The organism is Paenibacillus lignilyticus (assembly GCF_017942085.1).
Taxonomy (GTDB): Bacteria; Bacillota; Bacilli; order Paenibacillales; family Paenibacillaceae; genus Paenibacillus_Z; species Paenibacillus_Z lignilyticus.
The window spans coordinates 1-25,127 of the sequence record NZ_JAGKSP010000037.1; the positions used below are offsets into that span (position 1 = coordinate 1).

Annotated in this window: 25 protein-coding genes, 2 tRNA genes and 1 pseudogene; 8 read left to right on the forward strand and 20 right to left on the reverse strand. The window is 50.9% G+C overall.

The genetic code is table 11. The features are described 5' to 3' along the window. Window positions 1-631: TrkA C-terminal domain-containing protein (locus I8J30_RS31830; RefSeq protein WP_210664373.1), on the forward strand; the 631-nt coding region annotated here is incomplete at its 5' end. Window positions 632-997: 366 nt separating this feature from the next. Here I8J30_RS31830 and I8J30_RS31835 read toward each other — a convergent pair. From I8J30_RS31835 to I8J30_RS31845, 3 genes are all read right to left on the reverse strand, one after another. Next, window positions 998-3,133: an ADP-ribosylglycohydrolase family protein gene (locus tag I8J30_RS31835; RefSeq protein ID WP_210664374.1), complete on the reverse strand. Its 2,136-nt coding sequence runs from the start codon at window positions 3,131-3,133 to the stop codon at window positions 998-1,000. 60 nt (window positions 3,134-3,193) lie between these two features. Further along, window positions 3,194-4,948: an extracellular solute-binding protein gene (locus tag I8J30_RS31840; RefSeq protein WP_210664375.1), complete on the reverse strand. Its 1,755-nt coding sequence runs from the start codon at window positions 4,946-4,948 to the stop codon at window positions 3,194-3,196. A gap of 337 nt (window positions 4,949-5,285) precedes the next feature. Then, complete coding sequence (locus I8J30_RS31845; RefSeq protein WP_210664376.1) at window positions 5,286-6,140, reverse strand: sulfurtransferase; 855 nt, start codon at window positions 6,138-6,140, stop codon at window positions 5,286-5,288. Between the two features lie 149 nt (window positions 6,141-6,289). On the opposite strand from I8J30_RS31845, the gene I8J30_RS31850 reads away from it, so the two are divergent. Together I8J30_RS31850 and I8J30_RS31855 are read left to right on the forward strand one after the other, a co-directional pair. Beyond that, window positions 6,290-6,796 (forward strand): GNAT family N-acetyltransferase, encoded by a 507-nt coding sequence (locus I8J30_RS31850; protein ID WP_210664377.1) that lies wholly within the window; start codon window positions 6,290-6,292, stop codon window positions 6,794-6,796. Window positions 6,797-6,924: 128 nt separating this feature from the next. After that, window positions 6,925-7,128, forward strand: a complete 204-nt coding sequence (locus I8J30_RS31855) for a DUF378 domain-containing protein (protein WP_090983907.1) — start codon at window positions 6,925-6,927, stop codon at window positions 7,126-7,128. Window positions 7,129-7,217: 89 nt separating this feature from the next. Here the strand turns inward: I8J30_RS31855 and I8J30_RS31860 are convergent, their stop codons facing one another. The 3 genes from I8J30_RS31860 to I8J30_RS31870 all read right to left on the reverse strand — a co-directional run bounded on the left by I8J30_RS31860 (window position 7,218) and on the right by I8J30_RS31870 (window position 9,279). Beyond that, window positions 7,218-8,477 (reverse strand): EAL domain-containing protein, encoded by a 1,260-nt coding sequence (locus I8J30_RS31860; RefSeq protein ID WP_240548531.1) that lies wholly within the window; start codon window positions 8,475-8,477, stop codon window positions 7,218-7,220. A gap of 157 nt (window positions 8,478-8,634) precedes the next feature. Beyond that, on the reverse strand, window positions 8,635-8,940 hold the full coding sequence (locus I8J30_RS31865) for a 4a-hydroxytetrahydrobiopterin dehydratase (protein WP_210664397.1): 306 nt from the start codon (window positions 8,938-8,940) through the stop codon (window positions 8,635-8,637). Window positions 8,941-8,985: 45 nt separating this feature from the next. Then, complete coding sequence (locus tag I8J30_RS31870; RefSeq protein ID WP_091225267.1) at window positions 8,986-9,279, reverse strand: hypothetical protein; 294 nt, start codon at window positions 9,277-9,279, stop codon at window positions 8,986-8,988. A 263-nt stretch (window positions 9,280-9,542) separates the two neighbouring features. Between I8J30_RS31870 and motA the strand changes: the two genes are divergently transcribed. Then, the gene (gene motA / locus I8J30_RS31875) at window positions 9,543-10,343 is read left to right on the forward strand and encodes a flagellar motor stator protein MotA (RefSeq protein ID WP_210664378.1); all 801 of its coding nucleotides are present in this window, start codon (window positions 9,543-9,545) and stop codon (window positions 10,341-10,343) included. Then, the gene (gene motB / locus I8J30_RS31880; protein ID WP_210664379.1) at window positions 10,327-11,142 is read left to right on the forward strand and encodes a flagellar motor protein MotB; all 816 of its coding nucleotides are present in this window, start codon (window positions 10,327-10,329) and stop codon (window positions 11,140-11,142) included. The genes motA and motB overlap by 17 nt, the downstream gene beginning before the upstream one ends. A 49-nt stretch (window positions 11,143-11,191) precedes the next feature. On the opposite strand, the gene cuyB is transcribed toward motB, so the two are convergent. From cuyB to I8J30_RS31910, 6 genes are all read right to left on the reverse strand, one after another. Next, on the reverse strand, window positions 11,192-11,893 hold the full coding sequence (gene cuyB / locus I8J30_RS31885) for a cysteate racemase (RefSeq protein WP_240548532.1): 702 nt from the start codon (window positions 11,891-11,893) through the stop codon (window positions 11,192-11,194). A 47-nt stretch (window positions 11,894-11,940) separates the two neighbouring features. Continuing rightward, a complete protein-coding gene (locus I8J30_RS31890) occupies window positions 11,941-13,455 on the reverse strand; it encodes a Mur ligase family protein (RefSeq protein WP_210664380.1) in 1,515 nt (504 codons plus the stop codon). Between the two features lie 80 nt (window positions 13,456-13,535). After that, entirely contained in the window at window positions 13,536-14,717 is a 1,182-nt protein-coding gene (locus I8J30_RS31895; protein WP_210664381.1) for a carboxylate--amine ligase, read from the reverse strand. Window positions 14,718-14,983: 266 nt separating this feature from the next. After that, window positions 14,984-15,679 (reverse strand): 23S rRNA pseudouridine(2604) synthase RluF, encoded by a 696-nt coding sequence (gene rluF, locus I8J30_RS31900; protein WP_210664382.1) that lies wholly within the window; start codon window positions 15,677-15,679, stop codon window positions 14,984-14,986. A 32-nt stretch (window positions 15,680-15,711) separates the two neighbouring features. Next, window positions 15,712-16,428, reverse strand: coding sequence for an NAD(P)H-binding protein (locus I8J30_RS31905; RefSeq protein ID WP_210664383.1), 717 nt, complete (start codon window positions 16,426-16,428; stop codon window positions 15,712-15,714). A gap of 69 nt (window positions 16,429-16,497) precedes the next feature. Beyond that, complete coding sequence (locus I8J30_RS31910; RefSeq protein WP_240548533.1) at window positions 16,498-18,750, reverse strand: sensor histidine kinase; 2,253 nt, start codon at window positions 18,748-18,750, stop codon at window positions 16,498-16,500. A 345-nt stretch (window positions 18,751-19,095) separates the two neighbouring features. Here I8J30_RS31910 and tadA point away from each other — a divergent pair, with 345 nt between their 5' ends. Continuing rightward, the gene (tadA, locus tag I8J30_RS31915) at window positions 19,096-19,581 is read left to right on the forward strand and encodes a tRNA adenosine(34) deaminase TadA (protein WP_240548534.1); all 486 of its coding nucleotides are present in this window, start codon (window positions 19,096-19,098) and stop codon (window positions 19,579-19,581) included. Here the strand turns inward: tadA and I8J30_RS31920 are convergent. Further along, window positions 19,487-19,759 (reverse strand): Spo0E family sporulation regulatory protein-aspartic acid phosphatase, encoded by a 273-nt coding sequence (locus I8J30_RS31920; protein ID WP_210664384.1) that lies wholly within the window; start codon window positions 19,757-19,759, stop codon window positions 19,487-19,489. The two genes, tadA and I8J30_RS31920, sit on opposite strands and share 95 nt — an antisense overlap. Window positions 19,760-20,010: 251 nt before the next feature. Here I8J30_RS31920 and I8J30_RS31925 point away from each other — a divergent pair. Both I8J30_RS31925 and I8J30_RS33415 read left to right on the forward strand, forming a co-directional pair. Then, window positions 20,011-20,087 (forward strand) — tRNA-Arg (locus I8J30_RS31925). Window positions 20,088-20,170: 83 nt separating this feature from the next. Beyond that, window positions 20,171-20,423: pseudogene (locus tag I8J30_RS33415) on the forward strand (VOC family protein); the annotation flags it as partial. A 174-nt stretch (window positions 20,424-20,597) separates the two neighbouring features. Here the strand turns inward: I8J30_RS33415 and I8J30_RS31930 are convergent. The 7 genes from I8J30_RS31930 to I8J30_RS31960 all read right to left on the reverse strand — a co-directional run bounded on the left by I8J30_RS31930 (window position 20,598) and on the right by I8J30_RS31960 (window position 25,078). Continuing rightward, on the reverse strand, window positions 20,598-21,194 hold the full coding sequence (locus tag I8J30_RS31930) for a Gmad2 immunoglobulin-like domain-containing protein (RefSeq protein WP_210664385.1): 597 nt from the start codon (window positions 21,192-21,194) through the stop codon (window positions 20,598-20,600). 138 nt (window positions 21,195-21,332) lie between these two features. Further along, entirely contained in the window at window positions 21,333-22,811 is a 1,479-nt protein-coding gene (locus I8J30_RS31935; RefSeq protein ID WP_210664386.1) for a methyl-accepting chemotaxis protein, read from the reverse strand. A gap of 40 nt (window positions 22,812-22,851) precedes the next feature. Next, window positions 22,852-23,928 carry a hypothetical protein gene (locus I8J30_RS31940; protein WP_210664387.1) on the reverse strand — a complete coding sequence of 359 codons (1,077 nt, stop codon included), beginning with the start codon at window positions 23,926-23,928 and terminating at the stop codon, window positions 22,852-22,854. Window positions 23,929-24,084: 156 nt separating this feature from the next. Next, window positions 24,085-24,243 carry a small acid-soluble spore protein P gene (locus tag I8J30_RS31945; RefSeq protein WP_210664388.1) on the reverse strand — a complete coding sequence of 53 codons (159 nt, stop codon included), beginning with the start codon at window positions 24,241-24,243 and terminating at the stop codon, window positions 24,085-24,087. Between the two features lie 32 nt (window positions 24,244-24,275). After that, a complete protein-coding gene (locus I8J30_RS31950; RefSeq protein ID WP_210664389.1) occupies window positions 24,276-24,452 on the reverse strand; it encodes a hypothetical protein in 177 nt (58 codons plus the stop codon). A gap of 63 nt (window positions 24,453-24,515) precedes the next feature. Then, window positions 24,516-24,863, reverse strand: a complete 348-nt coding sequence (locus tag I8J30_RS31955) for a hypothetical protein (RefSeq protein WP_210664390.1) — start codon at window positions 24,861-24,863, stop codon at window positions 24,516-24,518. A 126-nt stretch (window positions 24,864-24,989) separates the two neighbouring features. Beyond that, window positions 24,990-25,078, reverse strand: a tRNA-Ser gene (locus I8J30_RS31960). Window positions 25,079-25,127 lie beyond the last annotated feature (49 nt).

A 25,127-nucleotide genomic window follows, 5' to 3' on the forward strand; every position in this document is an offset into this window, starting at 1 on the left:
CCTAATGCGCGCTACGGGGTTAAATCGCGACATTTCCCGTTTTCAGGTCATCTCTTTGCTGACAAGTACAGGCTACACGACCAAAGAATCCGAGCTGATCAGCAATCACCCCATACGTCGCCGAATCGGCATGTTCCTGATTCTGTTCGGAGTCGTCTCGTTCGCCGTCGTCGTATCCGCTATTGCAAGCATTATCGCGCCTAAGTTTCACCTCGTGAAAATGGGCTTCTTTGCAGGATTGCTGCTTGTCCTGCTTCTCATCTTGCGCACTCCGATAACGTATCGTTACTTAGCCTCTAAGCTAAGCGATTCGATGGAGGTGCAGCACGAGCTGCATGATTTCCCGGTCAAAGACGTGCTATTTCGCGATTCCCTCGACGTCTTCACCGAAATTATCATCTGTGCCGACTCCCCTTACGTCGGATCTATCGCGCACGTTATCATTCAGCCGAATGCCGATTTGAATCTGTTGTATATCCGAAGAGGCGCAGATATGCTCCGCACGAGCAGGTACGACACGCCGCTTAAAGCCGGGGATGCGCTATGCTTCTATGGCAGGGAAGACGAGTTGAAGGTTCTATTCTCCCGCGAGCTTGCCGCTGCTGCGCAAGAAAGCGAGGTTTATGTATGAACATGTCCCCTCCGACAATAACTATTCGCAAAGCGTTGTCCTTCGACTGAGACAGTTCTGCTTTAATTACCTCGGTCCTATGTTATCTGGAATACTTTCCGCAAATTATTTGTTGACTCTATGTTGACTTGGGCACAAAAAAATACACCGCCGCGTGGCTCAATGCCCCCAGCGATGTATTTATAAATCATTCCTTACTATGCCTTTATTTGTTCTTATTCTTCACTCTTCGCAACCGGATTCTCCTCATATGAAATCCAATCACTTCAACTATCGTTTAAGCTCCGGAAGTAGTTACAGACGCTTAAGCTTGGCGATGGGCAGACGTTCTTCGTTCTACGCCTCAAGCTGTTACAGCCCCCATGCCTAGCACTCCTTAAATGCGAATCTCAAATAATGCGTATGGCTACCGTAAAAATTAGAGAAACCGATCATACCCGTTAAATACGGCTCATCGTTATCAATATAGTCGATAAGCAGCGCTCCGGCCGCAAATATGCGGAATCGGTTCCCTATTGCTTCGACCTTGATGCGATATTCATTGTTGGTTTCCCAGTCGAACTTAGCCTCTGCCAGCTCCCGATATCCATTGGTATTCTTATAAAGCTTGAACTTGCCGTTCGGAGCGAAACCCGCGGCATAAGAACGGATCCCCCCTTGAACCCGGAATTGGATGTTATGATGGCTGCCGAGCTTTGGAACAAGCACAGCTTCGTGCGTATAATCCTTCCAGTTCAGTTCGCCGGTATAGCACTCAGCGGGCTCTCCTGCATAGGAGCCGCTCAGTTCACCATTTTCCAACAGCCAGAACCCTCTGTGATACGAAAACTGGCTGACCTCAACATGGTCGACATGCCAAAATTCGGGCTGCTCCTTGCGGAAATCAATGCTATAGTCCGGCTTTCCGGTCAAATGGAAATCATCTACGTACGCGACAAGACCATCCCACGCGCTGTTATTAGGGATGAATTCAATTCCCGCTTCCACAAGGCAAGCATCCGCGAGAGCTGGAATGTCGTACCGAAGCGGCTCCCACTTTCCGCGGGTCAGCACGACCGTCTCCCCGTAATGCCTTTTGCCGGAATTGCCGTCTTTGACATACAATCTCGCCCGAAGCTCCCATGGATCGTTTGTTGGCTGCATGGTGCAAGCCTCAATCGTCTGGCCGGGATACAGAATGGGAGAGAAGCTCGGATTATACCGGCTGTCGTTGAAGTCCTTCGGCCGATAGTACGTCTGGTGATAAACACGATAGCCGTTGCCGCTGCTGACCTTGTCGAAAACAACTTTCAAGGAGCGTTCACCGGAAGCGGCCGCTTCCGCCGAATTGACGACGAAGCTCTCTATATAACCGGGCTCGTCGGCATCCGTTTTGAACCCGTGCGTGGAACCCGGGAGCTCAAAATGAAACCGGGGAGCCGTCCGGTTCAGCACGCCCTCAATCAGGGACGGGACCGACTGTCCGGCCAACTTGTAACCGAACTGCGCGATATAAGCCGCGCACCAAGGCAGGTCGAGCTGGTTCAAGCTGCCTATTACGCTGGAGCAGCACAGAAAATCGTTAATCGGCTTCCGCCAGGAATAATCAATGCCCTCAAGCCCGTTCAGCACGCCCAGAATTGTGCCGACGTTTCCGACGTTGCAATCCGTATCCCATCCGCACATGTTGCAAATATTGATTGTCCGGGCGAAGTCCCCTCCTCCGTACAGCAAGGACAGCACGATAATCGCCGCGTTCGGAATGATATGGCAGCCGCCCGGGTACAAATGGTAGCCGAAGTTTTCCTTGACGAAGCCAAAGCAAGCGCGCCAATCCTCCGAATGGTTCTCATAGTAGGCGATTACCGCATTCGTCATCCGGCGAAACTCGCATTCGTCCGGAATGACGGCAAGCCCTTCATCAATAATTCGGCGAATATCCTTCTCGCGGAAGGCGACCGCGATACAGGCGGCAATAAACATGCCGCCATACTTGCCGTTGCCGTCATGAGAGACGCTGGCCATCTTTTCGGCATATTCCGCGGCGAGCTTAGGCTCACCTGGAGCGATCAACCCCCATACGTCGCTGAATATTTGCCCACCGATTTGCTCGGCGATCATCACGCCATTCTGTTCAATCGACCCTGAACGCGGCGCCATAATGCCGTTCTTCAGGTTTACATATGCCGTCTGCTCGGTCACCTTGCCATAGCCGCCCCACCAAATGAAGCCATGCCGGTCCGGCGCATAATTCAGCCAGGTAAGCCCCATCTGCTCTGGCGTAATGTCGCGCGTATGCGTGAAATCCTCCAGAGCGCGAAGGAAGAACATCGGTCCGTTCGTATCGTCATCGGCCGCGAAGTTTTTAAAATGATGCACATAATGCGTTATCTCGCCGAATATACGCTCAAGCTGCTCATATGACCAGCCTTCGACGTTGCCGCCATGGCGAACCCCGATCACTTTGCCGAGCCAGCCCGCATATACGCGCTCCAAATAATCCGGTGGAATGCACTGGTTCATATTATTCTCTCCCTGTCAGACAATTTATGAGGACTTCAGCCTCAAGTCGAAGCCCTACGCTTATTCCCACATTTTTTTGCGTTCGATATACATATCGTTCATTTTCGCTTCCCACTTGCCGACGTTCATTTTTTCAAGCTTCGCCAGAAACGCATCGTAGCCTTTATTGAAGTCGTCGTCCGAATCGGAAATAATCAGCTTTACAATATTGTTGTACGCCTCTTGATTGACTTTTGTAATAATGCTGCTTTCTTCGGTATCGGGCTCGACGTTTAACCCGCTAATCTCCGTGGATTCCCAACTGTTGTTTTTCGCTTCCTCAATCCAGGCGGTGCCGGACTCGCCAAAACCTTCATTTGCCCGCTTTTGCTCTTTATCCCACCAGTTCGAGAAATCGAGCTCCTGCTTGGAGAACTGATAAGGGTAACCCGGCGTTTTCACGCCCAAGCCAAAGGTGAACATTCCATAGAAATTCAAACCTCTTTTTGCTGCAAACTGTTCGTCCGACTGCCAGCCATTGATCTGAGACTGTGTACTCTTAAATACTTTCTGTCCATCTTCGTCGAATACGAAATAATCGTATCCGTCGATATCTTTTCCTTCGAGATTAAATACCCCGTACTGGGCCAAGTGCCCTTCCGGCGTGTTTAGCCAGTTCACGAATTGCATGAACCGAGCCGGATCCTTCATTTTCTTCGTGACATAAAAGCCATAATTGTAGTTGGACGAATAGCTGATGTACGTCGGTTTTTTCACGCTCTCATTAGCCTTTGGCAGAAAGTATTTAAACCTGAAGTTTTTTTCATCCTGCGTAAAAATACTGTTCGCCTCATACATCGTGTCAAACCAGTGACCAATGGTCGAGAACACTTTTTCCGATGCCAACTTTGCCTTCAAGGCATCCTTGTTCTGAATGGGGCTCTCCTTATCCAGCAGCCCCTCCTGATAGAGCCGATTCAACCATTGAATCGCGCTGCGGATCCTTTCGTCTTTATACTTGTAGATTAACTTGTTATCGTCCGTCCATAGCGAGTCGCCATCCACTCGCGCACCTTCAGCCCCGGCCAACGTGTCTACTAACGTTTTGAAGAAATTCTCATCCCCGAGTGCCAACGACATCGGAACGTACTTTGGATATTTTTCCTTTACTTCCTTTAACAGCTCATAAACATCCTCAAACGTTTTCGGAATATACCAGCCTTTATTCTCCAATACATTGGTAAGGAACTGAAAGCTGTTGCCTGCTTCGAGGAACAACTCTGAGCCTGGTATCATGTATCCACTCGGCAAATGATAAACTTTTCCGTCTTTGGCGCGGAGCTTGTTGAAATCATCGCCCAGGTTTTTCTTGATTTGCCCGCCGTATTCATTGATTAAATCGTCGAGCGGAATAACATGACCGCCGTCTATAAATTTTTGAGCAATCATCGGGCTGCCGATCATCACAACATCGGGGTACTCTCCGCTTGCAAGCAAAATATTAAGTTTCTCGTCCACGTTGGACGGTGGCACTTCGATACTCAAGCGAACTTTCGTCTTGTCGTACACTTGCTTGACGATCGGCGCATCCTCAACCGGAATCTGCATATCTGGATTGGCGACCAAAACGCTAAACTCAGCTTCAGGCAGGCTTGACATATCCCCTTTCGAAGTTGCCTCGTCGGAATGGGCCGTTCCTTTCATTTCCGTTGGTTGCTGAGATGAAGTGCTCCCAGCATTGTTATTGTCATTGCCAGAGCAGCCTGACACGACGATAAGCACCATTACTAAACTCAGCATAAGGCCAAGCGTTTTGCGAACGTTTAGTCTACTCATCCGAATCCCCCCTTAAAATAAATTTTGTACCATTCGCACCCCCAAATTGGAAGCGCATTCATTCTTCTATCTCATCATAGAACACCGCCATATATCCAGAAAATACAAAAAAGTGAACTTCCCTGCCAGTTTTCGCTCTTTCTTCACCAATAAAGTGAAAGGCCGAATATAAAGTTGAATCCTTCCCGAAATTATCAATAGTCGTAAAGTAAGGCTTGTTTATTACGCTGTAAGTGCTTTCGGGAACAGCTTTTTGACTCGATATTGACTTCGGCACATAAAAAAATACAGAGCAGCGGTTGCTTACACCGTGCTCTGTATTCAAGTCTACATACTGTTATTCGCCTTTAAGCGCAACTTCGTCTCCAACGGCTATCTGGTTTTCTGGAAATGAAATCCAGTCACTCCAGCTCCCCGCATACAGCCTTACATTCGTAAAGCCCGCTTCCTGCAGCGCCAGCACGTTCGGACATGCCGTCACGCCCGAGCCGCAGTACACGATCGTCTCTCCGTCCTTCGCCAGCCCTTCGAACCTCGCCGCCTGCTCCTCGGCGCTCTTCCACTGCCCGTCCGCACCGCGGCCTTCCGCCCAGAAGCGGTTAATCGCGCCCGGGATATGGCCGGCTACGCGGTCGATCGGCTCAACCTCGCCGCGATAACGCGCGGCTTCGCGCGAATCGATAAGCGTCACGCCGGCTTTGCCCAGCTTCTCTTGCACCTCGTCGACCTCGACAAGCATGTTATGCTGCACCGTCGCGAAGAACGGACTCGGGATGAGCACCTTCTGGTCCGCCGATACAGGGAAACCTGCCTTCTGCCATGCGGTGAAGCCTTCATCCAGCACGAAAACCTGCTCATGGCCCAGGTATTTCAGCAGCCACCATAGACGCGATGCCATGGCTCCGCCTTGATCGTCATACGCAATAACGCGCGAAGCATTGCCAATGCCTGCTCGGCTCAGCGTGCCTGTCAGCTCCGCAATATCCGGCAGCGGGTGGCGACCGCCATGTTCCGTAATGGCCGAAGACAGATCCTTCTCCAAGTCCAAGTACACCGCACCCGGGATATGCGATTCTTTATAAGCCTCGCGGCCCGACTCCGGCTTGCCCAGTTGGAAGCGGCAGTCGACGATCACGATATCCGATTCATACATACGAGCGAGCAACCATTTGAGCGATACGATATTTTTCATCCTATTAGCCGCCTTCCTTATTCTCTTCAATTAGATTCCGTTATCTTAAATTATACATCATTCCACTCCCGCTTCCACCGCTTCATCAATTCTGATACGATAAAGAGGTTTACAATCCGTGAATATTCCGCCACAAGGAGTTCCTATATATGAACGTTTCCGCTGACCAAGCCCTGCCTGCAAAATCCCGCTTCACCGTCGTGCAGCTATCCGACGCATTAGCCGAAGAGCTCAGCACCTGGCGGTATGAACCGCCCTACGATTTCTACAATTGGTCCACCTGGGAAGTCATGCAGCAGCTCGGCATCGAGTTTGGCGACGCCTATGTCCGGGAGCAGCAGTACGCCGCGGTGACGAATGACGACGGCCGCTTAGTCGGCTTCGCACAGTTCTTTCCTTTGCTGGGCGTAACGCGCATCGGCCTTGGTTTAAGACCCGACCTATGCGGCCGGGGGCTCGGTCTTCCGCTCGTACAAGCCATTGTAGCAGAAGCGATCCGCCGCGCACCAAACGACATTATCGACCTCGAAGTGCATGTCTGGAACACGCGGGCCATACGGACCTACGAGCGCTCAGGATTTATTATTACCGACACTTATGCCAAGCCAACAGCCACCGGATCGGTCGACGTACACTGCATGTGTTACGCGCCATAATCGCCCATATCTGCATAACGGCGCGGCCCCATGGGGGCAGCGCTTTCTTTTTTATCGTGCTAAAAGCTCCCCCTCCCGCATATCCGTAGTAGTGTCACGAGTCATTACTTTTAAAGGAGGCGGGTCCAATGAAAGTTTTGAACATCGTCAGCTTATTAGTCCTAATTCTCGGCGGCCTGAATTGGTTGGCAGTGGGGCTATTTGAGTATGATGTCGTTTCAGAAGTTTTTGACGGGTCAGATTCCGTAGGCGCGAAGATCGTGTACATTGTTGTTGGGGTAGCTGCTCTATACAGCCTATCCTTCTTCTCCAAAGTGTCGGCAGAAGACTAACTCCCCCTTTCCGCTCACACGCGGACATTCGTATGGACAAAATAAGAGCCCGTCCCAAGCGCCTCATGCGCGGGGTGGGCTCTTTTCTATTAGCGTTCGCCTTCGAGCTCGGCTGCATCCAGAAACAGAATGCAGCTGCCGCCCACCGGCACCGATAAGGTCCGAATGCGGTCGAAGGAATCGAGATCGGTATACGTCTGCGAAACCATGGCTTGAGGCCGATCGGCGAACTGAGCGGATAACGGGATAAAATAAGGCCGCCAGCTCCAATTATGCCCGCGATATTGCGGTTCTTTACTCCACCCGCCATCGCTGTCACGTTGATAGTTAGAGCTCACTTGAATGCCGTCTTTGTTGCACAGATATAACCGAATGCATGGCGAGTCTGCCAAGACCAAACCTTCCAGCAGCTCCTCAATGAAGTCATCTCCCGCATTACAGCTATCGCGATCCCCGACTCTCCTCTTCCACACCTGATCAATCGCCAGCTGCAGCCGTTCTGCTTCCGCACTCCAGTGCCGCTCTACATGCAGCATGCGTGCCCTGCGCCGATCGAGTCCCGCCTCCAGAAGTCCTGCGAATGAGAGTGCCGGACGGAACGTGGCCACCGCAGGCGAGAACAGATACCCCTGCACATACCGTGCACCGATTTCGATTGCCCGCTGCAGGTCTTGTTCGGTTTCCACGCCTTCCACCAGCAAAGAGGCACCGATTTGATCAGCCAGCGTGGAGAAGGAGCGCATCACGCCGTAGTAACCGCTGTGCCGCTCGCTTTTCTGCAGCATATGGATATCGATCTTCAGAATATGGGGCTGAATTTGCGCGATCCGGTCAATGCTGCTAAACCCGCTGCCCACATCGTCAATGGCAATGAGGCAGCCATAATCCCGGTACAAATCCACGACTGCGCGCAGCTGCTCCATCGGCCCGAGAAACGACTCTTCGGTAATCTCAATGACGACCCGCCGCGGGTCAATCTTATATTTATCAAGCAGCTGCAGTGTCGGAAGCTCGCCGGTAGCCACATAGGTTTGATAGATCCATGAAGGCTTTAAGTTGATAAACAGCTTCCCATACTCCGGATCGCTCGCCGCAAACTTTGCCAGCGCCTGCTCCCGCAAGTTGCGGTCCACCTTAATTTGCTCCGCCATCGGCACCGTTTTATCCGCGAAGAAAGGCCCTACGCTCCGTACTCCTTCCCCCGCACGAATACGGCCAAGCGCCTCATAGCCCATAATCCGCCTCGTATCAAGCGCGAGAATCGGCTGATAATACGGAACAAGCCGACTGATCATATCCTTATCTATATCCTCATGCAAGCCATCTTGCATGCGCTGCGCTTCCGCCATCGCCGTAGCTCCTCGAATCTTGATATATGATGTCATATTTTCTCACATAACCAGTTTCACCTATTGTAAAGTAGCCGCATGGGCTTGTAAAGTAGCCGGCCGCATCCCTTACAGTTGACCCAATAATAGGGAGACCCGCAGGCAGAAAAAACGCCGATTACCCGTTCCCGGGAATCGACGTCCGATAAACCTCATTGTAGCGCTCTGCCGACTGCATATCGAGCTCCGTCAAGCCCCCCGCATGCCAAGTCGTCAATCGCAATGTTACTTTCTTGTAGTCAATCCCAATGAACGGATGATGATTCATCGCTTCCGCGATGTCAGCAACCTTCCCCACGAAGGCAATCGCCTCGACGAACGTACCGAATCGGTAGCTCCCCTGCATCCACTTCTCATCCTGGCGCGACCAGCCGGGGAGTGCTGCTATGGCCTCGTCAGCCGCTTCGGCTTGCATTTTCACCATTTTACCCAATGCGCGCACCTCTCCCCATATAGTCCTGAATTAACCTTAGATTAACCGGATAATCCGAACTTCCTTCTGATCTACGGACACTTCAATAATGTGATGCTTCGGACGGTATGCGACGATCCCACCGCCTACATGAAGGACGGGCTCCTCGCCAAGCGCGTAGAACACGTCATCCGCGAGCGCCTCCATCAATTCAACCCGCTGCGCTTCCTCCAGCTCTTCCCAGTCCGCCGTCTCCATTTCGAAGAACAGATACCCGTCCCCGATGGAATGCATTGCTTCAGCCAACTCGCCCAGAATATCGCTGTATTCCCTTGCATGTTTAACTCCCATTTCCAATTGCCCCGCTTTCAGCTCTTATTCTCGCCTCTTATGTCTTCATTTTACACGAAATCGGATGAAAACTGCTAAAACATCCATTTTGCTCTAATCTGAGCGCTCTTTCTGACGATAATAAATAGAGATAGAATTGTCGAAATGCTGTTTATTTTGTCAGTCTGACACATCAGATTGTCTTAAGCTGTCTCCCGTTCTCTGGGGCATAACCGATTCGTCGGTCTACAATGTCCTTATTATCTTATTAGACGAGGTGTGTCATGGAAAAATCTACTGTAATTGGTATCGCGCTCGGCCTCATTGCCGTTCTTGTCGGTATGACGCTGAAGGGCGCTCCGATCAACAACCTAATTAACCCCGCTGCATTTTTGATTATCATCGTCGGAACCGCAGCCTCGCTCTTCATCGGTTTCCCGCTGAACGAACTGAAGAAATTCCCGAAGCTGATCAAAATGATCTTCACCGTGCAGAAGCTGCTGCCGCGCGAAGAAGTAATCGCACTCTTCATGGAATGGGCAACAATCACACGTCGTGAGGGCCTTCTTGCGCTGGAGTCGAAAGTAGACGACATCGAAGATATGTTCCTACGCAACGGCATGAGAATGATCATAGACGGTAACGACCAAGACCTCGTACGCGATGTCCTGCTCGAGGACATTGCCGCAACCGAAGAACGTCACCGTGCGGGAGCTCTTATTTTCTCCCAAGCCGGCATGTATGCACCTACGCTAGGGGTACTCGGCGCCGTTATCGGCCTCATCGCGGCACTGGCGGATATGAGCGACATGGAGAAGCTCGCACATGCGATCGCAGCCGCGTTCGTTGCTACTCTTCTAGGTATATTCACCGGTTACGTATTGTGGCACCCAATTGCCAATAAGCTCAAGCGTCTTTCCAAACGTGAGGTTGAACTGCGCCTTATGATGGTTGAAGGCCTGCTGTCGATTCAATCCGGTGTTTCCACCATCGCGATTAACCAGAAGCTCTCGGTCTTCTTGACACCGACTGAACGGATCAAACTGAGCCAGAAGGGAGCAGAGGCCGTTGAGCAAAAAGCATAAAAGTGAACATCACGAGGAACATGCCGATGAAACCTGGCTCATTCCATATGCCGATCTCCTTACCCTATTACTAGCCTTATTTATCGTATTGTATGCGATGAGTTCGACCGATTCGAAGAAATTTCAAGATATGAGCAAAGCCTTCAATATCGCATTCAGCAGCGGTATTGGCGTATTGGAGCAATCCGCGGTCATCAGCAACGCCCATCAGTTTGAAGATGCAACCGAAACCAGACGCCGCGAAGCTAACCAAGACATGCAGAAGAAAGACATCGAGGCTCTGAAGCAGAAAGAACAAGAAGACCTCGAGAAGCTCAAGAAACAAGTCGACCAGTACATTAAGACGAATGGTCTGACTACACAGCTGAATACAAAGCTCAACCAATCGCAGCTGACCATTACGATCTCCGACAGCTCCTTGTTCGCGCCGGGCAGCGCGAAGGTGAAGCCGGAATCGCGCAAGCTGGCCGTCGAAATCTCCAGCATGCTGCAGAAGTACCCGGATTATGAAGTGAAAGTATCCGGCCATACCGATAATGTGCCGATCAATAACAAAGAATTCGAATCCAACTGGGAGCTAAGCTCCATGCGGGCGATCCGTTTCATGGACATTCTGCTTCAGAATAAGAAACTGGATCCGCATCTGTTCAGCACAATCGGCTTCGGGGAGTATCGCCCGATTGCGCAGAACACCTCCAACGTTGGACGCGCCAAGAACCGCCGCGTTGAAGTATCGATTATTCGCAAGTACACCGATACAAGCAAGGATGCCACTGTATCCGTTGCTGCAGGCAAATAAACAAAAACCGTCAGGACCCTTGAGTTCTGACGGTTTTCTTATTTCCTTATTACAGCGACAGCTCAATGGACCGTTTCACCAGCACATCCATCGCATCGACGCAGTGCTGCTTCGTTCCTTCGCTAAGGGGAACAATGGACAGCTCCGTACACGCGATAATGATGCACTGACACCCATCTTCCGTAATCAACTGATGAATGATATCCTCAAGCTCCTGCGGGTCGATTTGCACGCCGCGTTTGATATCCTTGTAGATCATATTCATAATTTGCTGCTGCATCGCATCTGACGGCAGATGCGGCACGAGCTTATGCTTAAGCGCGGATTCGCTGTAGATTCCGCTGTGCAGCGTCCCGTTCGTCGCGAGAATGCCGACCTTACAGCCATCGCCATAAGCCTCGTGGATGACCTTGATCGACTCCTCCACCATGTTGATGATCGGAATCCGCGTCATCCCCTGCATCTCGTTTACGTAGTAATGCGCCGTGTTGCACGGAATTGCGATGTTGGATACCTCGGCATACTCCAGCAGCCGGATATCCTTCTCAATCTCGCGCAGAAACTGTTCGGGACTATTTTCAAGAATGACATGAGTTCGATCCGGAAGCGAAGCATGATTGAGTATGACCATATCGATATGATCCTGATCTCTGTCTGCAACCGTACTCTCGATAATTTGATCGATAAATACGCTCGTCGCCTTCGGCCCCATTCCGCCCAGTACACCTAACCGACTTCTCTGTTCCATCATTCAACCTACTTTATATGAGTTAATCGATATCGTTCGTTCGTTATTCGTTACCCTTCTTGGCCTTGCTCCGAAACCGCTGATTTCGTATCGTTTAGCAGATTTAGCGCGATTTCCGCTCCCGGGTCCATCCCTTGGCAGCCCGCCAGCAGAATCACATCTCCGCGCTCTGCCTTGGACAAGGCATAAGAGATCGCATCCGGCAGCTCGCGATACAGCTTCACGTCAATATTTGCTTCCGCCATGACCTCCATGAACACGTCCGCTTCCTCATCGGAAACCGTATTGTTCTTGTTCACGTGGGATTCGCTGCGCGTCGCGATAATTTCATCCATCTCGAGACGGTTCATCCATTTCACAATCGCTTCTGCGTTCTCACGATTAATGATTGGACCGCGATTGCCCCGGATCGCATATACGAAGTGGCACTGTTCATAGTCCATGTACCGCAGCGTTTCCAGCGTCACGTCGATATTCCCCGGATTGGCAAAATGATCATCGATCATGATGAACTCATCTTCGTGAATAAACTCGAATCTGCGCTCTACGCCGCCGAAAGTCCGCAGCGTCTCTTGAATGGTTGCAATCGGCACGCCGCACAGCAGCGCAATCGCGATAGCCGCCATGGAGTTATAGACCGAATGAAGCCCCGGAATACGCAGCTCTACGCGGAACTCGCTAGGCGTGTACACCACTCCGTCGCCTTCGAACGGCTTCATAATCTCAACCGTAAACTTGGCACGTCCGGTCGACAGGTCCAAATCCTTGCAGTGCAGCGTACCTTCGCTGCTCTTCAGGCCGTAGGTCACGACCTTCGCGCGCGTCTGGTCGACAAGCGACGCCGCATACTCGTTATCCAAATTCAGCACCGCATAGCTATGCTCGCCGGCCCGTTTAATCAAGCTCGCCTTCGCCTCAAAATAATTCTCGAACGTCCCGTGAGAATCAATATGCTCGCGGCTTAAGTTATTGAAACACACGATATCGTAATCCACCGTCTCAACCCGGTGCGACTCCAGAGCGGCCGAGGAAACCTCCATGCTGACATGCGATACGCCGCGATCGACCATTTGCCCCAGATAGGACTGGAGGTCAAGCGATTCCGGCGTCGTCAGCTCGGATGGAATCTTTACATCATCGATTTTGATCACAACCGTACCCATAAGTCCGGTCTTGAGGCCATGATGCTCAAGAATCGCGTTTGTCATATAGGTCGTGCTTGTTTTCCCGTTGGTAGCCGTAATCCCGATCATCTTCAGCTTCGAGGACGGATGACCGAAGTAAGCATCCGCCAGCTGGGCCATCGCAATCCGGCTGTTCGGCACGACATATTGCGGAATCGGCACATCTTCTTGAATGCGTTCGACGATTGCCGCAACTGCACCGCTTCGAACCGCATCGCGCAAATAGTGGTGACCATCCGTGCTATAGCCCGTTATACAAATGAATAGATGCCCCGGTGACACCTTCTGCGAATGATAAGAAATGCCGGTGATCGTAAGATCCTCAGCCTGAAACGACTCGATAATCGTTGTCGCTTGCAGCAGCTCCTGTAATCTGGTCATAGAATGAATCCCTTCTTTCTGCCCGCACAGCACCACGTTGACGTCCGTCTTATAGCGCCTGCTTCGTATTCGATCGTCGATTATCTGCTGAATCTGCCAAATGCTTTGCCTGCTAACATGCCTAGGAACGCGAAAGCCGGCTTCGGATCCTTCCAATCCCAGATCGCATGCGCCTTGGGCTTGAAGTACGAGCCGATAACTTGTCCTACGGTAAGCTGCTTAGTCTTGATATAGTTTCGGACCGCCAGCAGATCCTCATAGGCATACCAGAATACAAGACCCGTATCCTTGTTGACCGCATGCGGAGGCAGCGGCGAGCCCGTCAGCTCGCGGTACGTAATATAAGGAATATTCACACCTGTGCGGAACAAAAGGTTATTTAAATTCGTAATGCGGACGTTAATTTCAATGAGGTAGAATTGGCCGGTAACGGCATCCTTCTTAAACTCGATCTCAGCGAAGCCTTTGAATTTCACGGCCTCGAAGAATTTAGCGCCAAGCTCGTACAGCTCCGGCACATACCGCTGCCCCGTGTACACGGAAGCGCCGAAGTTAATCGGATACTGGCGGAATTTCTGGCAGGTCACCCAATGCGTCACTTTCGAATCCTGGTTCATATATGCGTCAAACGTATACATATGATCATCGAAACCCGGAATGATTCGCTGCACGATAACCTCAAGACCCGCTTCATGCGACCGCGCAATCGCGGCTTCCAGCTCTGCCTGGTTATGCACCTTGAACAGCTTCTTGCGGAATTTAGCGACGAACGACGGCGAATCCACCGGTTTGATAATGCATGGATATTGAATGATCGTATCGATTTTCTCCTGAAAATTGTCTTCGCCCACGCGGACCGTCTCCGGAACCGCAACACCCATCTCCAGCGCGATCCGCTGCAGCGTTTCCTTGTTCATCAGCTTCGTATAGAGGCCTTTCTCCGTCTGCGGAATCAAGAAACTCTCTCTTAATTCATCCAGATACTCGTCCACCACTTCTACATAGGAATCGTGGCAAGGAATGAGAACAGGCTTCAAGCTCTGCTTGTCCGCATAATCCTTCAGAAATTGAATAAACCCTTTCGGGTTTTCTTTATAATGAGGCGCAATCAGCCGCTCCGAGCAATATTTGGACTTCACGGCGTACGTGTTTTTATCCGTATAATCGACAGCAACCGTATGTATGCCATGAATCCCAAGACAACGAATCGTGCTTAAACCTATATAATAATTACATCCCAATATGACGGCCTTGTTGCTCATTAACAAACGCACATCCTGTTTGAATATTGTTTTTTTATAAATACCTCTATGCAAAGCGGTGACAATCCTTTATAATTTTACTTCATGTATTCTAGGATTACAAATGTTATTATTGCTTGCTATAAAGGTAAAATCGACCGTTTAAACGAAGCTAAGCAACGTATAGGAACTCCTACACGTTGCTTAGAATTACAAGAAACCAACACCGCCGACCTCATTGTCGGACGATGTTGGTTTCTTCATTATTTCCCGGGAAACCGTTGAATTTACTGATAGTTGAGCAGTGTAAATAGCTCCTTCAGCTCGCCGTTCGTTAGGTCGCGCCATTTGCCGCTCGCGAGCTGGCCCAGATGAATATTCATGATCCGAACTCGGCGAAGCTTCCTCACATTGTAGTCGAACGTCTGGCACATCCGCCGAATTTGGCGGTTCTTTCCTTCGGTCAGCGTAATCCGGAATACGCGGTCGCCTTCCTTCTCTACCTTACAAGGCAGCGTCATCGCGCCTAATATACGAACGCCCTCACTCATGGCCTTCAGAAATCTCGGCGTGACAGGCCTGTCTACGGTCACGATATATTCCTTCTCGTGTTTGCCTTCCGCCCGCAGAATCCGGTTTACGATATCGCCATCATTCGTGAGCAGGATCAGCCCTTCCGAATCCTTGTCCAGTCGGCCAATCGGAAAAATCCGTTCCGGATGCCCGATATACTCGACGATATTGCCTTCAACCTGTGACTCTGTTGTGCTGGTGATGCCAACCGGCTTGTTCAGCGCGATATAGACATGGCTTTTCTGCTCGCCGATCACTTTCCCATCGATCCGCACATCGTCACCCAGCTCCGCCTGGCTGCCAAGCTCGGCGGTGACGCCATTAATGGAAACGCGTCCGCTCTCTACCAACTTATCTGCCTCACGTCTGGAACAATAGCCTGTTTCGCTAATAAACTTGTTAATCCTCAACTGCCGTGTTCACCCCGCATGAAAAGTGCTTCTTATAGCTGTATTTTAGCTTGTATCGCATCATTTTCATAGATTTTTACGAAACTTCCCGCTTCTTGCCCCGTCACGGCGGCAGGCCTGCGGCCCAGGCCAACCATGAAAGCTGCCACATCGTCCGCTTCAACCGGCCGGTACTTGCGAAGTCCGCCCTGCATGATGAGCTTCAGCAGTGGCGTGAGTAAGATCGCGAATTTCTCCCCCAGCCGGAACTCTTCCCGCTTCCCCAGCAGCAGAGAAGGCCGCACGATGTGCAGCTCCCTTATCCCAAGTGCGCTGAGCTGCGCCTCCATCTCGCCTTTGACCCGGTTGTAGAAGATCGAGGACGATGCATTCGCTCCCATAGCCGAAACAATGATCATCTTGGCAGCCCCGTGACGCTCCGCCCAATCCCCAAGTGCCACCGGATACGCTAAGTCCACCTGCCGGAATGCTTCTTGCGTCTTGGCTTTCTTGATTGTCGTGCCCAGCGTGCAGAAGACGATATCCGCTTCTACGCCTGCCAGCGCCTCATCCGTACGGTCCAAGTCAGCAGTGATGACCGTCAGCTTCCTGTTCGAGCCGATTTCATCCCCAGATGGCAGGAGCGGTCTGCGAACGAGAATGGTTACGGCACTGCATCTGCTGTCTTGCAGCAATTGCCGCAGCAATGATGCCCCCACAAGACCGGTAGCTCCGACCAGCAGCGCTTTGTACGTTGCCGATGCCTCCATGCCAATCACCTTCTTGTATGTATTGTCCCAGCTTCTATTCCTTGACCGTACAGCTCTTGGCGAACGATCTTATGCTTCGATCGCCTGCTCTTTCATAAGCGGCAGCACAATGGTTACCGTCGTACCCACATTCACTTTACTTCGGATCTCCAGCATCCCTTGATGTGTCTGAATGATACGCTGGCTGACCATAATGCCAAGCCCGGTTCCCATATCCTTGTCGGTATAGAACGGGTCGCCGAGCTTCGCGATCCGCTCCTCCGGGATGCCGATTCCTTCATCCGTTATGGATACGTTGACATGATGCTGATCATTCCGCCTAGCTTCGATCGTAATCCGCCCGCCTTCCGGCATCGCTTCGATCGCGTTCTTGAGCACATTGATAAACACTTGCTTCAACTGATTCTCTTCGCACGAGATTCGGCAATTCTCCTGGTCAAAATACGTCTCGAATTCAATATCGCACAAATGCGCCTGACTATCGAGCAGCGAAATGACATCGCCGAGTATAAAACGAACGTCCTTCACCTCGAAACGCGTTGCCTGCGGTTTAGCCAGAATCAGAAACTCGCTGACGATCAAATTAATACGATCGAGCTCCGAGAGCATAATATCCACATGACGTGTATTGAGCTTCTCGGTTTCGAGCTGCAGCTGCAAAAACCCTCGCAGCGTTGTTAACGGATTGCGAATCTCATGGGCTACGCCGGCTGCCAGCTGGCCGACTGTCGTGAGCTTCTCAGATCTGCGCAGCAGCTCCTCCATCTTGTTGCGGCCTGTCATATCGCGCGTTATACTGGCGATGGCACGGAGCTCTCCATGCTTGTCTTGGATTGGCGATGTCGTTGCGCTGACGGATATCCATTCGCCGTCCTTCGTCACACGCAGCGTCTCGCGAGCTGCAAGCGGCTTACCCGATTTGAGCAGCTCCATGGTCTGCTGCTCTTCTTCGTACAAATGCTCCGGAACGAGCGGAAGCATCTGCCCGATCGCTTCATCCGTCGTATAACCGAACAATTGCTCGAATGCCCGGTTCACCTGTGTAATGCGACCGTCCAAGTCAACAACATGGATGGCATCTGTCGTATGATTAATGAATGATTCCAAATACTCTTTCATGGATCGGTTCTCTTCAAACGCCATTTTGAGCTTAGTCATATAGATGTTAAGGTTCTTCGACATGGCATTCACGCGCTGTGCCAGCTGTCCTAATTCATCCTTCCGCTTGACCTCAATGGTATCGTCGAATCTCCCGAAGGATACCTCGTTTACCTTCCACAGAATCGAACGAACCGGCCTCAGCAAAATATCCGACAGCCAATAGCTGCAGAATACAACTACGATAAGCAGCACAATCGAGATAAAAACTTGATTATTGCGCTGCTCTTCCGCCAGCTTCATAATCGGACTCTTGTCGAGCACAAGCCCAATGACGTAAGGAACAGGCTCGCTCAGCGCAAAAAAACTCTTAATTACCGTACGATCGTTTATTGTCTCTTCGCGGAACACCATTTTGCCCTGCAAAGATTCCTTAATACTCTTCTTATCCTTCTCTATTTCCCCATATTCATAACTGCCGAACGAAACCGCGCTTTCCTTCAGCTGCTCGATGCTCACAATAGTAGGAATTTCTTTGATGGGCTCGGAGCCAAACAAGTCCGGATTAAATCCCGTAATCTCCAGAATCGTAGGATTACCCGTCTTCAGTTCCGTTAACAATGAAGTCGTATGCGAGATCTTCCGAAGATCTGTGAATTGATCGCTCTTCATATAAAATCGAATGATGTAGTCCAAGTTGCGGTCGGTATAAAAGCTTTCCTGCCCCAGAATCGTATTGTCAGTCAGCGTCAGCTTGTCCGGTCCTATCCAAAACTCATAATCGAGCGTCTCCTGCTCAATCGTCTGGGATTTGTGCGCGGCCCAAACATTGCTGGCATCGCCGATTTCCGGCGGATTCGTCGATTGGACGACATAATAATTCGCGCCCTTCTGCTTCAGCAGAGACATACTTGAAACGCCAACATGCTCCGCTACCTGTCTCAACTGCTCATATGTGACCTCATCGGCATGATAAGGCAGCTGGCTTGCGGCAGAGAACGAGGCCAATTTCATCTTATCGGACAAGACGGTTTGAACGAATTCAACTTCTCTCGTATTTTGAATGACGTTTGCTGCAACCTGCTGACTGATCGACATCATTTTGAGCTGAATGTCGTTTCTTAGATTGACCCGCGTCGAATATTCGTTCAGAATCACATTAAGAACGAGCAGCACAAATACAATCATGGAAATCATGACGGATAGTTTAGTTTTGACCGACAATATGCGACACATCCTTTGACACGAGCCTGTGGACAGCTACTTGGATCATACCATAATTGGCATAAAATGAAAGCAATCTCGCGCATCATTTCCGCTTAATCTGTGCAGAAGAAGTAGGCTCGGAAGCGCGGCGGGTAGGTATCCCCAATAGTTATACACATGTTTTTCCCCATATTCACAGGCTAAGTTAATAATTTGTGTACAGATCTGTGAATAATCGAAAGTTATCCACAATTCTATGCACAACCTGTTAACAACGAATATTTGTTCGCGGCACAATTCGACAGTCGATTGGCGTCGAATGGGTACAACTCATTATAGGGAACAGGACCGGAGGCATAATTCATGACGACGACAGGAACGGATTTTTTTCGAGAAGAAGATTATAAGTGGATGCAGGAAGCCATTCTGGAGGCGAAGAAAGCGGAAGACATCGGTGAGGTGCCTATTGGCGCGGTCATTGTGAAGGATGGCGAAGTCATCGGCAGGGGTTATAATCTGAGGGAGACGAATTTGGATCCCACCGCGCATGCGGAGATGATCGCTATTCGGGAGGCCAGTAAACATTTGAATGCGTGGCGGTTGCTGGACTGTACGCTTTATGTGACGCTGGAGCCTTGTCCGATGTGTGCGGGGGCGCTGGTGCAAAGTCGTATTCGAAAAGTGGTGTACGGCACAACCGACCCCAAGGCAGGCTGCGCCGGCACGCTAATGAATTTACTGCAAGAGCCTCGCTTCAATCATGAGACTGAGCTGCTTGGCGGTCTGATGCAGCAAGAATGTTCGGATTTATTAACCCTCTTTTTCCGTCGACTGAGAAGGCGTATCTAGCAGCATCGCTCACCAGCTCTTCTTTCTGAATCTGTTGTAGCGTTACGATAAGTTCATCGGCTGCTTCACTTATAGCAAGTACCTCAGGGTCAGTTAAACTTCCGCGGGCTTCAGCCATTTCGAACAGCTTAGTACGAAGCACCTGCAACTCATGGAGTAGGTTCATTTTGTCATTCATGACGCCCTCGGTACATCTCCTATCTCATCTACTTAGTTACAGTAAGTAACTACTATCATTATATATGGTGCAAGCTATTATTTTTGTAAAATCTTGTCGACAATCCGCCCCGATAATCGCGTAAAGTTTCGACAGTTTTCATCAGAAAGCCCCTGTTTCGGGACTATTTTCTCACTGATTCAAAGAGGGATTAGGACTAATAGACTTGCTTGCGCCTGATTTGGCATTCATGCTATTATTATCCTTGCCGCGCGCCCGTAGCTCAGCAGGATAGAGCGACAGTTTCCTAAACTGCAGGTCGTACGTTCGAATCGTATCGGGCGCGCCATTCTTTGAAACCTTGTTGGTGCAAGGTTTTTTGTTTTTTTATTGGGTTCGTATATTATGATATGAATTTTGTTTATTCTGGAACATGCCCACCTCAAAGTTGGTTCAACCGATTTAATGATCTCTGACACCTTTACCGGTCTGCCTTATCAAATCGGCGACCAAACCACTTTATCTATTTTAATGCTGACCAACGAAGGAATTATTCGGAAAATTACAAGATGGCGGAAAAGTGATCATTTCATTACACGAAACGTTCTGGAGTCCTTTATACGGACAAGTAACGGATAAATTCGGCGTTACCTGGCAGGTTTCAACACAATCCGCTCATTCATAAAGGCAAGATCGCGGCGCGCAGTGTCCCGAATGAAATCACGACCTTCTCGCTCCAACTCCCATTGGCCGCCGCCGGCAAATAACCCGGCTTATCACTTATAAGCTGCATAGAAGAGGCCCCCCTGATTAGGAGGGCCTTTTCTATGTCTCTATGCAAAGAGCAACCCATGCTCCTTCACTCCATAAACGTCTCAAGCGGAAAATGAAGCACGTTCACCTTCCCGCCGTCCTTCGCGCTATACTCGAAGATCTGCAGCATCAAGGTCCCGTTCTTCGGCAGCTTATTCGCCGGGATCACGATGCTAAGCTCAAAGGCCGACCAAGCCGGCGCACCTTCTGGAAGCATATAGTTCTTCTCCAGCAAGTAGTTGTGCCCATCCTCTACGGCATAATTCATCATCGCCTCGAACACTCTCGCCTCGCCCGTTACCTTGTACTTGCCTCCGCTCCCGCTGACCTCGACGTTACGAAAAGCATTGTTTTGTACAGACGTCTCGCCGGTACCATACGTAATCTCCACCTGTCTTAGCGTACTGTTCCACTCCACGCCCGCGCCAAGCAAATCTCCCACCGCTCGCAGCGGCACATACGTGCTTCCTTTGTAATTCATCACAGGCAAGCTCTCATCTTCATAAGTCGTACCGTTCACCACAATAGGGTAAGCTGCATCCCCCAATACATATTGCTTAACCGCTGCACCTACTGTCGGCATCGCAAGCATGATCATACTGCCGGCTACCGCGCCGACTATGAACCCACGGATATGCTTCATCGCCTTCACACTCTTTTCATGGGCGGCATCGCCCGAATTGGACTACCGATAGTACATCCTATGCGGGAATAGCAGCACTTAACCATCTATGCAAAAAAGCCCCCAACATTACAGCGTAATGTTGAAGGCTTTCTCCGTTTAACTCACCAGCGTCTGTACAGAACCGCTTGTCTCCTTGATGCGCTGCAGCGTACGCTCGTTTTGCTCCGCGAGCGTCGTGATCGTGGCGGACAGCTCCTCCAGCGTCGCGGAGGACTGCTGGCTAACCGCGGCCACACTCTCCGTAGCGCTCTCGATCGAGCTGCTGGCACCGCGAATCGCGGTCATGTTATCGCGGTAATGCTCCAGCGACTGTGCAAGCTGCTCCACCGTCAGACGCACGACGGCGAACGCTTCGCGCGTATCCGTCGTAATCCGGCTGCTGGATGTCATCTGCTTGCCGATTCCGTTCATCAAGCCGCGCGTGGCATCCGCTTGTTTCTGCATGCTCTCCAGCTGCTCCGAGATCGCATCCGCCGTCCCGGCCGAGAGCTCGGCCAGCTTACGCACCTCGCCTGCTACTACGGCGAAACCGCGGCCGGACTCTCCGGCTCTTGCCGCTTCGATGCTTGCATTAAGCGCAAGCAGGTTCGTTTCGCTCGCGATTCGAACGATGGATTCCGTAAACTCACTGACATGACGAATAACGCCATCCAGCGCCTCCATCTGCTCGGACATATCTTTAACCGAGAGCTGAAACTGCGCGATCGTCTCGTACAGCTCGTCTATTTTCTCGCCGCCGCTTGTCGTCGAACTGTTGGCCGTCGTCGACTGCGCCTCAAGCTGGTAGAGCGAATTATTCATCGTTTCCAATCGCTCATGCGTTTCCTGCACCAATCTCGAAATATCGGATGTCGAGGACGCCTGTGTATTCGCGCCTTCCGTAATCTCCTGGAAAGCATGCGTCATCTCGCGGAACGAGGCTTGATTCGCTTCGCTCGCTTCTGTAATTTGCTTCAAATTGCTAGCAATCGACTCTACCTGCGCGAGCAGTTGCTCCTTCTGGGCAGTCTGCTGTTTCGTGACCGCTTCCGACTGGGCACGCATCGTTTCCATTTGAGCCGCGAAGTGCTTACCTGCCTTCACAAGCGCAATGAGCAGCGCACTCACAAGCCCGAAATAAACGAAGATTCCAATCGCCGTACTGGAACTCAGCTGCTCAGCGAGCTCAGGCCCTTGCACGATCAGCACATAGATATTCATGAACAATCCGATACCGAGTCCGAGCAGCAGCGGCGTCCATCTCATATAAATAACCGCAATGGCTACGATATAATAGACCGAGAAGAAATTCGTAATCGAGACAACGTCGAACATGAGATACAGTGTCAGTGCCGCGCTTCCGCCAACAGCGACATAAGGGAAGACGTGCATCCCCGCCTTGCGTACCAACATAACCCCAAGCACCGCCAGCAGCACAACGGATATCGCGAGAATCATCCATTTGCCCGCGCCCGGAATTAAATTAAGCGCCATAACACTGCCAACGGAGATAATCGAAGAAGCAATCAAGCCCATAAACACAATACGATTCCGATAAAATAAATCCGCGACTTGCAATTCTGACTGAGTCATCATCCCAACCCCTACCCGATATCAAAGTAGGATTAAACCCGTTCTACGAACCGCTCGGCAAGCCCAGCATCTCCTGGATCTTCTCTACAGGCACTGCGTCTTTCGGCAGCTCATACTCAAATTTAATCTCCTTATTTATATCGTCCAAGGAGAGGTCGAAATGAATGCCAAGCTTCATTCCTTGTGCGGAATCCGTCGACTCCACATTCAAGACCACGCCTTCATACGTCAAATAATCGTCCGTAATCCCGCCGGTAACGTCCAGCTGATTGATCTTGATCGTTTTCTTCATCTCTTCGACGGCCGCTTTGACCTTTCCGTCCTCTTTACCTTCAAGCTCCTTCTTGGCAGCCTCCAGGTCGGCTTTAGACAGCTTGAACATCTTCATATAAGCCTCATTTTTGAGCAAAATATCAATGATCTGCGGCGCCGCCTTCTCCATAATCGCGGTCCACGCCGCTTCAACATTCTTCTCGTTGATCGAGAAACGAACGAGCTGGTCGACTTTATGATCGGCAGCCAACCCTTTCACATCCGCAGCTTCCGGCTCGCTGAAGTAGGTTTTCTCATCCAAGCTGTCCACCAGCGCTTTCAGAAGATCTTGTCCCACCTGCGGGGAGGCGGCAACATCCGCAGCACCTTGCTCCTGCTCAAGCTTCTTCATATCGATTTCCACGAACTTGCCCGCGATCGTCTCCGGCAGCGGAAGCCCCGGAATTTGCGGCACTTTAATCCATGTTTTGTCTTCGGTAATGATCATCGGAATCGATGCATTCAATTTCACGTCACCGCTGCCCAGCGTAACATCCATCGTCAGCTCTGCGCGCATCGGCGACTTCTGAACCGAACCGTGTACGTTGATGACCGTCCCCTTCAAGAAGGCGAGCATGGTCGAGGCCATTGCGGAATTTGCAGCTCCTGCAGCATCCGCTGCCGCCGGAGGCAGCACCAGGTCGGTAAAAGTCATGGATCCTTTATATGTCATGCTGGTTGCTTTCTGATTGTTAGCCATCGCATCCATCATCGCTTCTTTAGGCGATGCCCCTGAACTGCACCCAGCCAGAGCGGCTGCCAGCGAAGCCACGAGCAGCGCGGCTGCTCCCCGTTTCAATACTTTCATTTCAGAACCCCTCTCCTCATATGAGCACCTTCAATTTTACCCCATCCCGTCCCAATCCGAAAGGCTAAAAATGATGGTACGCCCGCATGCAAAAAGCCCTCGGCAACCGAATATGCTTCGGCTCCCGAGGGCTGAATGTTGCTTATATAGGATGGTTTACCCTTCCGGGTTATTGTGGCTCACATGATTAGCCTGCTTCGTCTTCTTCGAGCCGCTATGGGGCGCTTGCTGCCTTGAACCGCCCGAACGCGACTTGGAGCTGTTGTTCTCATATGGATTAGGGACGGGAATTGCATGGGACTTGCCATTGGTCATTTCGAAAGCACCTCGCTACTCAGAAATCCGGATTAACTCCGGGAATGAAACAAATCCGTTGGTTCATCATGATTCAATTGATCCTGGTGCCGCCGATCATTGGTATCCTGCTGCAGCTGCTGTGCATGATGGCTGTTTACAGGATTTTGGTCCAAATCTTCTACGACATTGCTTAAATTCTTATCTGCAGTACCTTTAGCCTTCGTCATTGCCTGCATCTCCTGCCTTTCGCTTTGCGTACAGCCCTTGCCGGGTGTTAGGCTCCACCTCCGCTAAGCATGCGTCAGCCCGTGCAGCGCCTGTGCGCATTCATGAATATGGCGGGTATAATCCTGCACGAGCTGTTGAATTATGTCCGTGCGTTCATCCACCGTACGACCGTCTTTTTCCACATCTATCAGCGTGGTTTGAATTTCGCGGCTGTCTACATAGGTCACTTTAAAATCAAACGTGTACATCTGGTGTCCTGCTGTATGAATCGTGACGCGTAGAGCTTTAGGATCGGCCTCATCCGGCAGAACCTCAGCGCGGTCTGCAGTATGAATCGTCTCCGGCAGCGTACGCTGCCATGCCGCAGTCAGCTGCTGTTGATCAATCGACAACTCGTCGTGTTTGCTCATCGCTTACCACCTCCATGCCGATAATATGCGGCTTAGGAGTCCTTTTTATGCGGCTCGCAGTGCTTCAGCGAATAGGAAAAAAGCGCCCAAGCGAATGATCGCTTGAGCGCTGTGCTGTAAAAGTTATGGCGGAGAGGGTGGGATTCGAACCCACGTGGAGTTGCCCCCTAACGGTTTTCAAGACCGCCCCGTTATGACCACTTCGGTACCTCTCCATCGTATAAAGTCACCTGTTTCAAAAGGTCACAAGATGTATTGTACCAC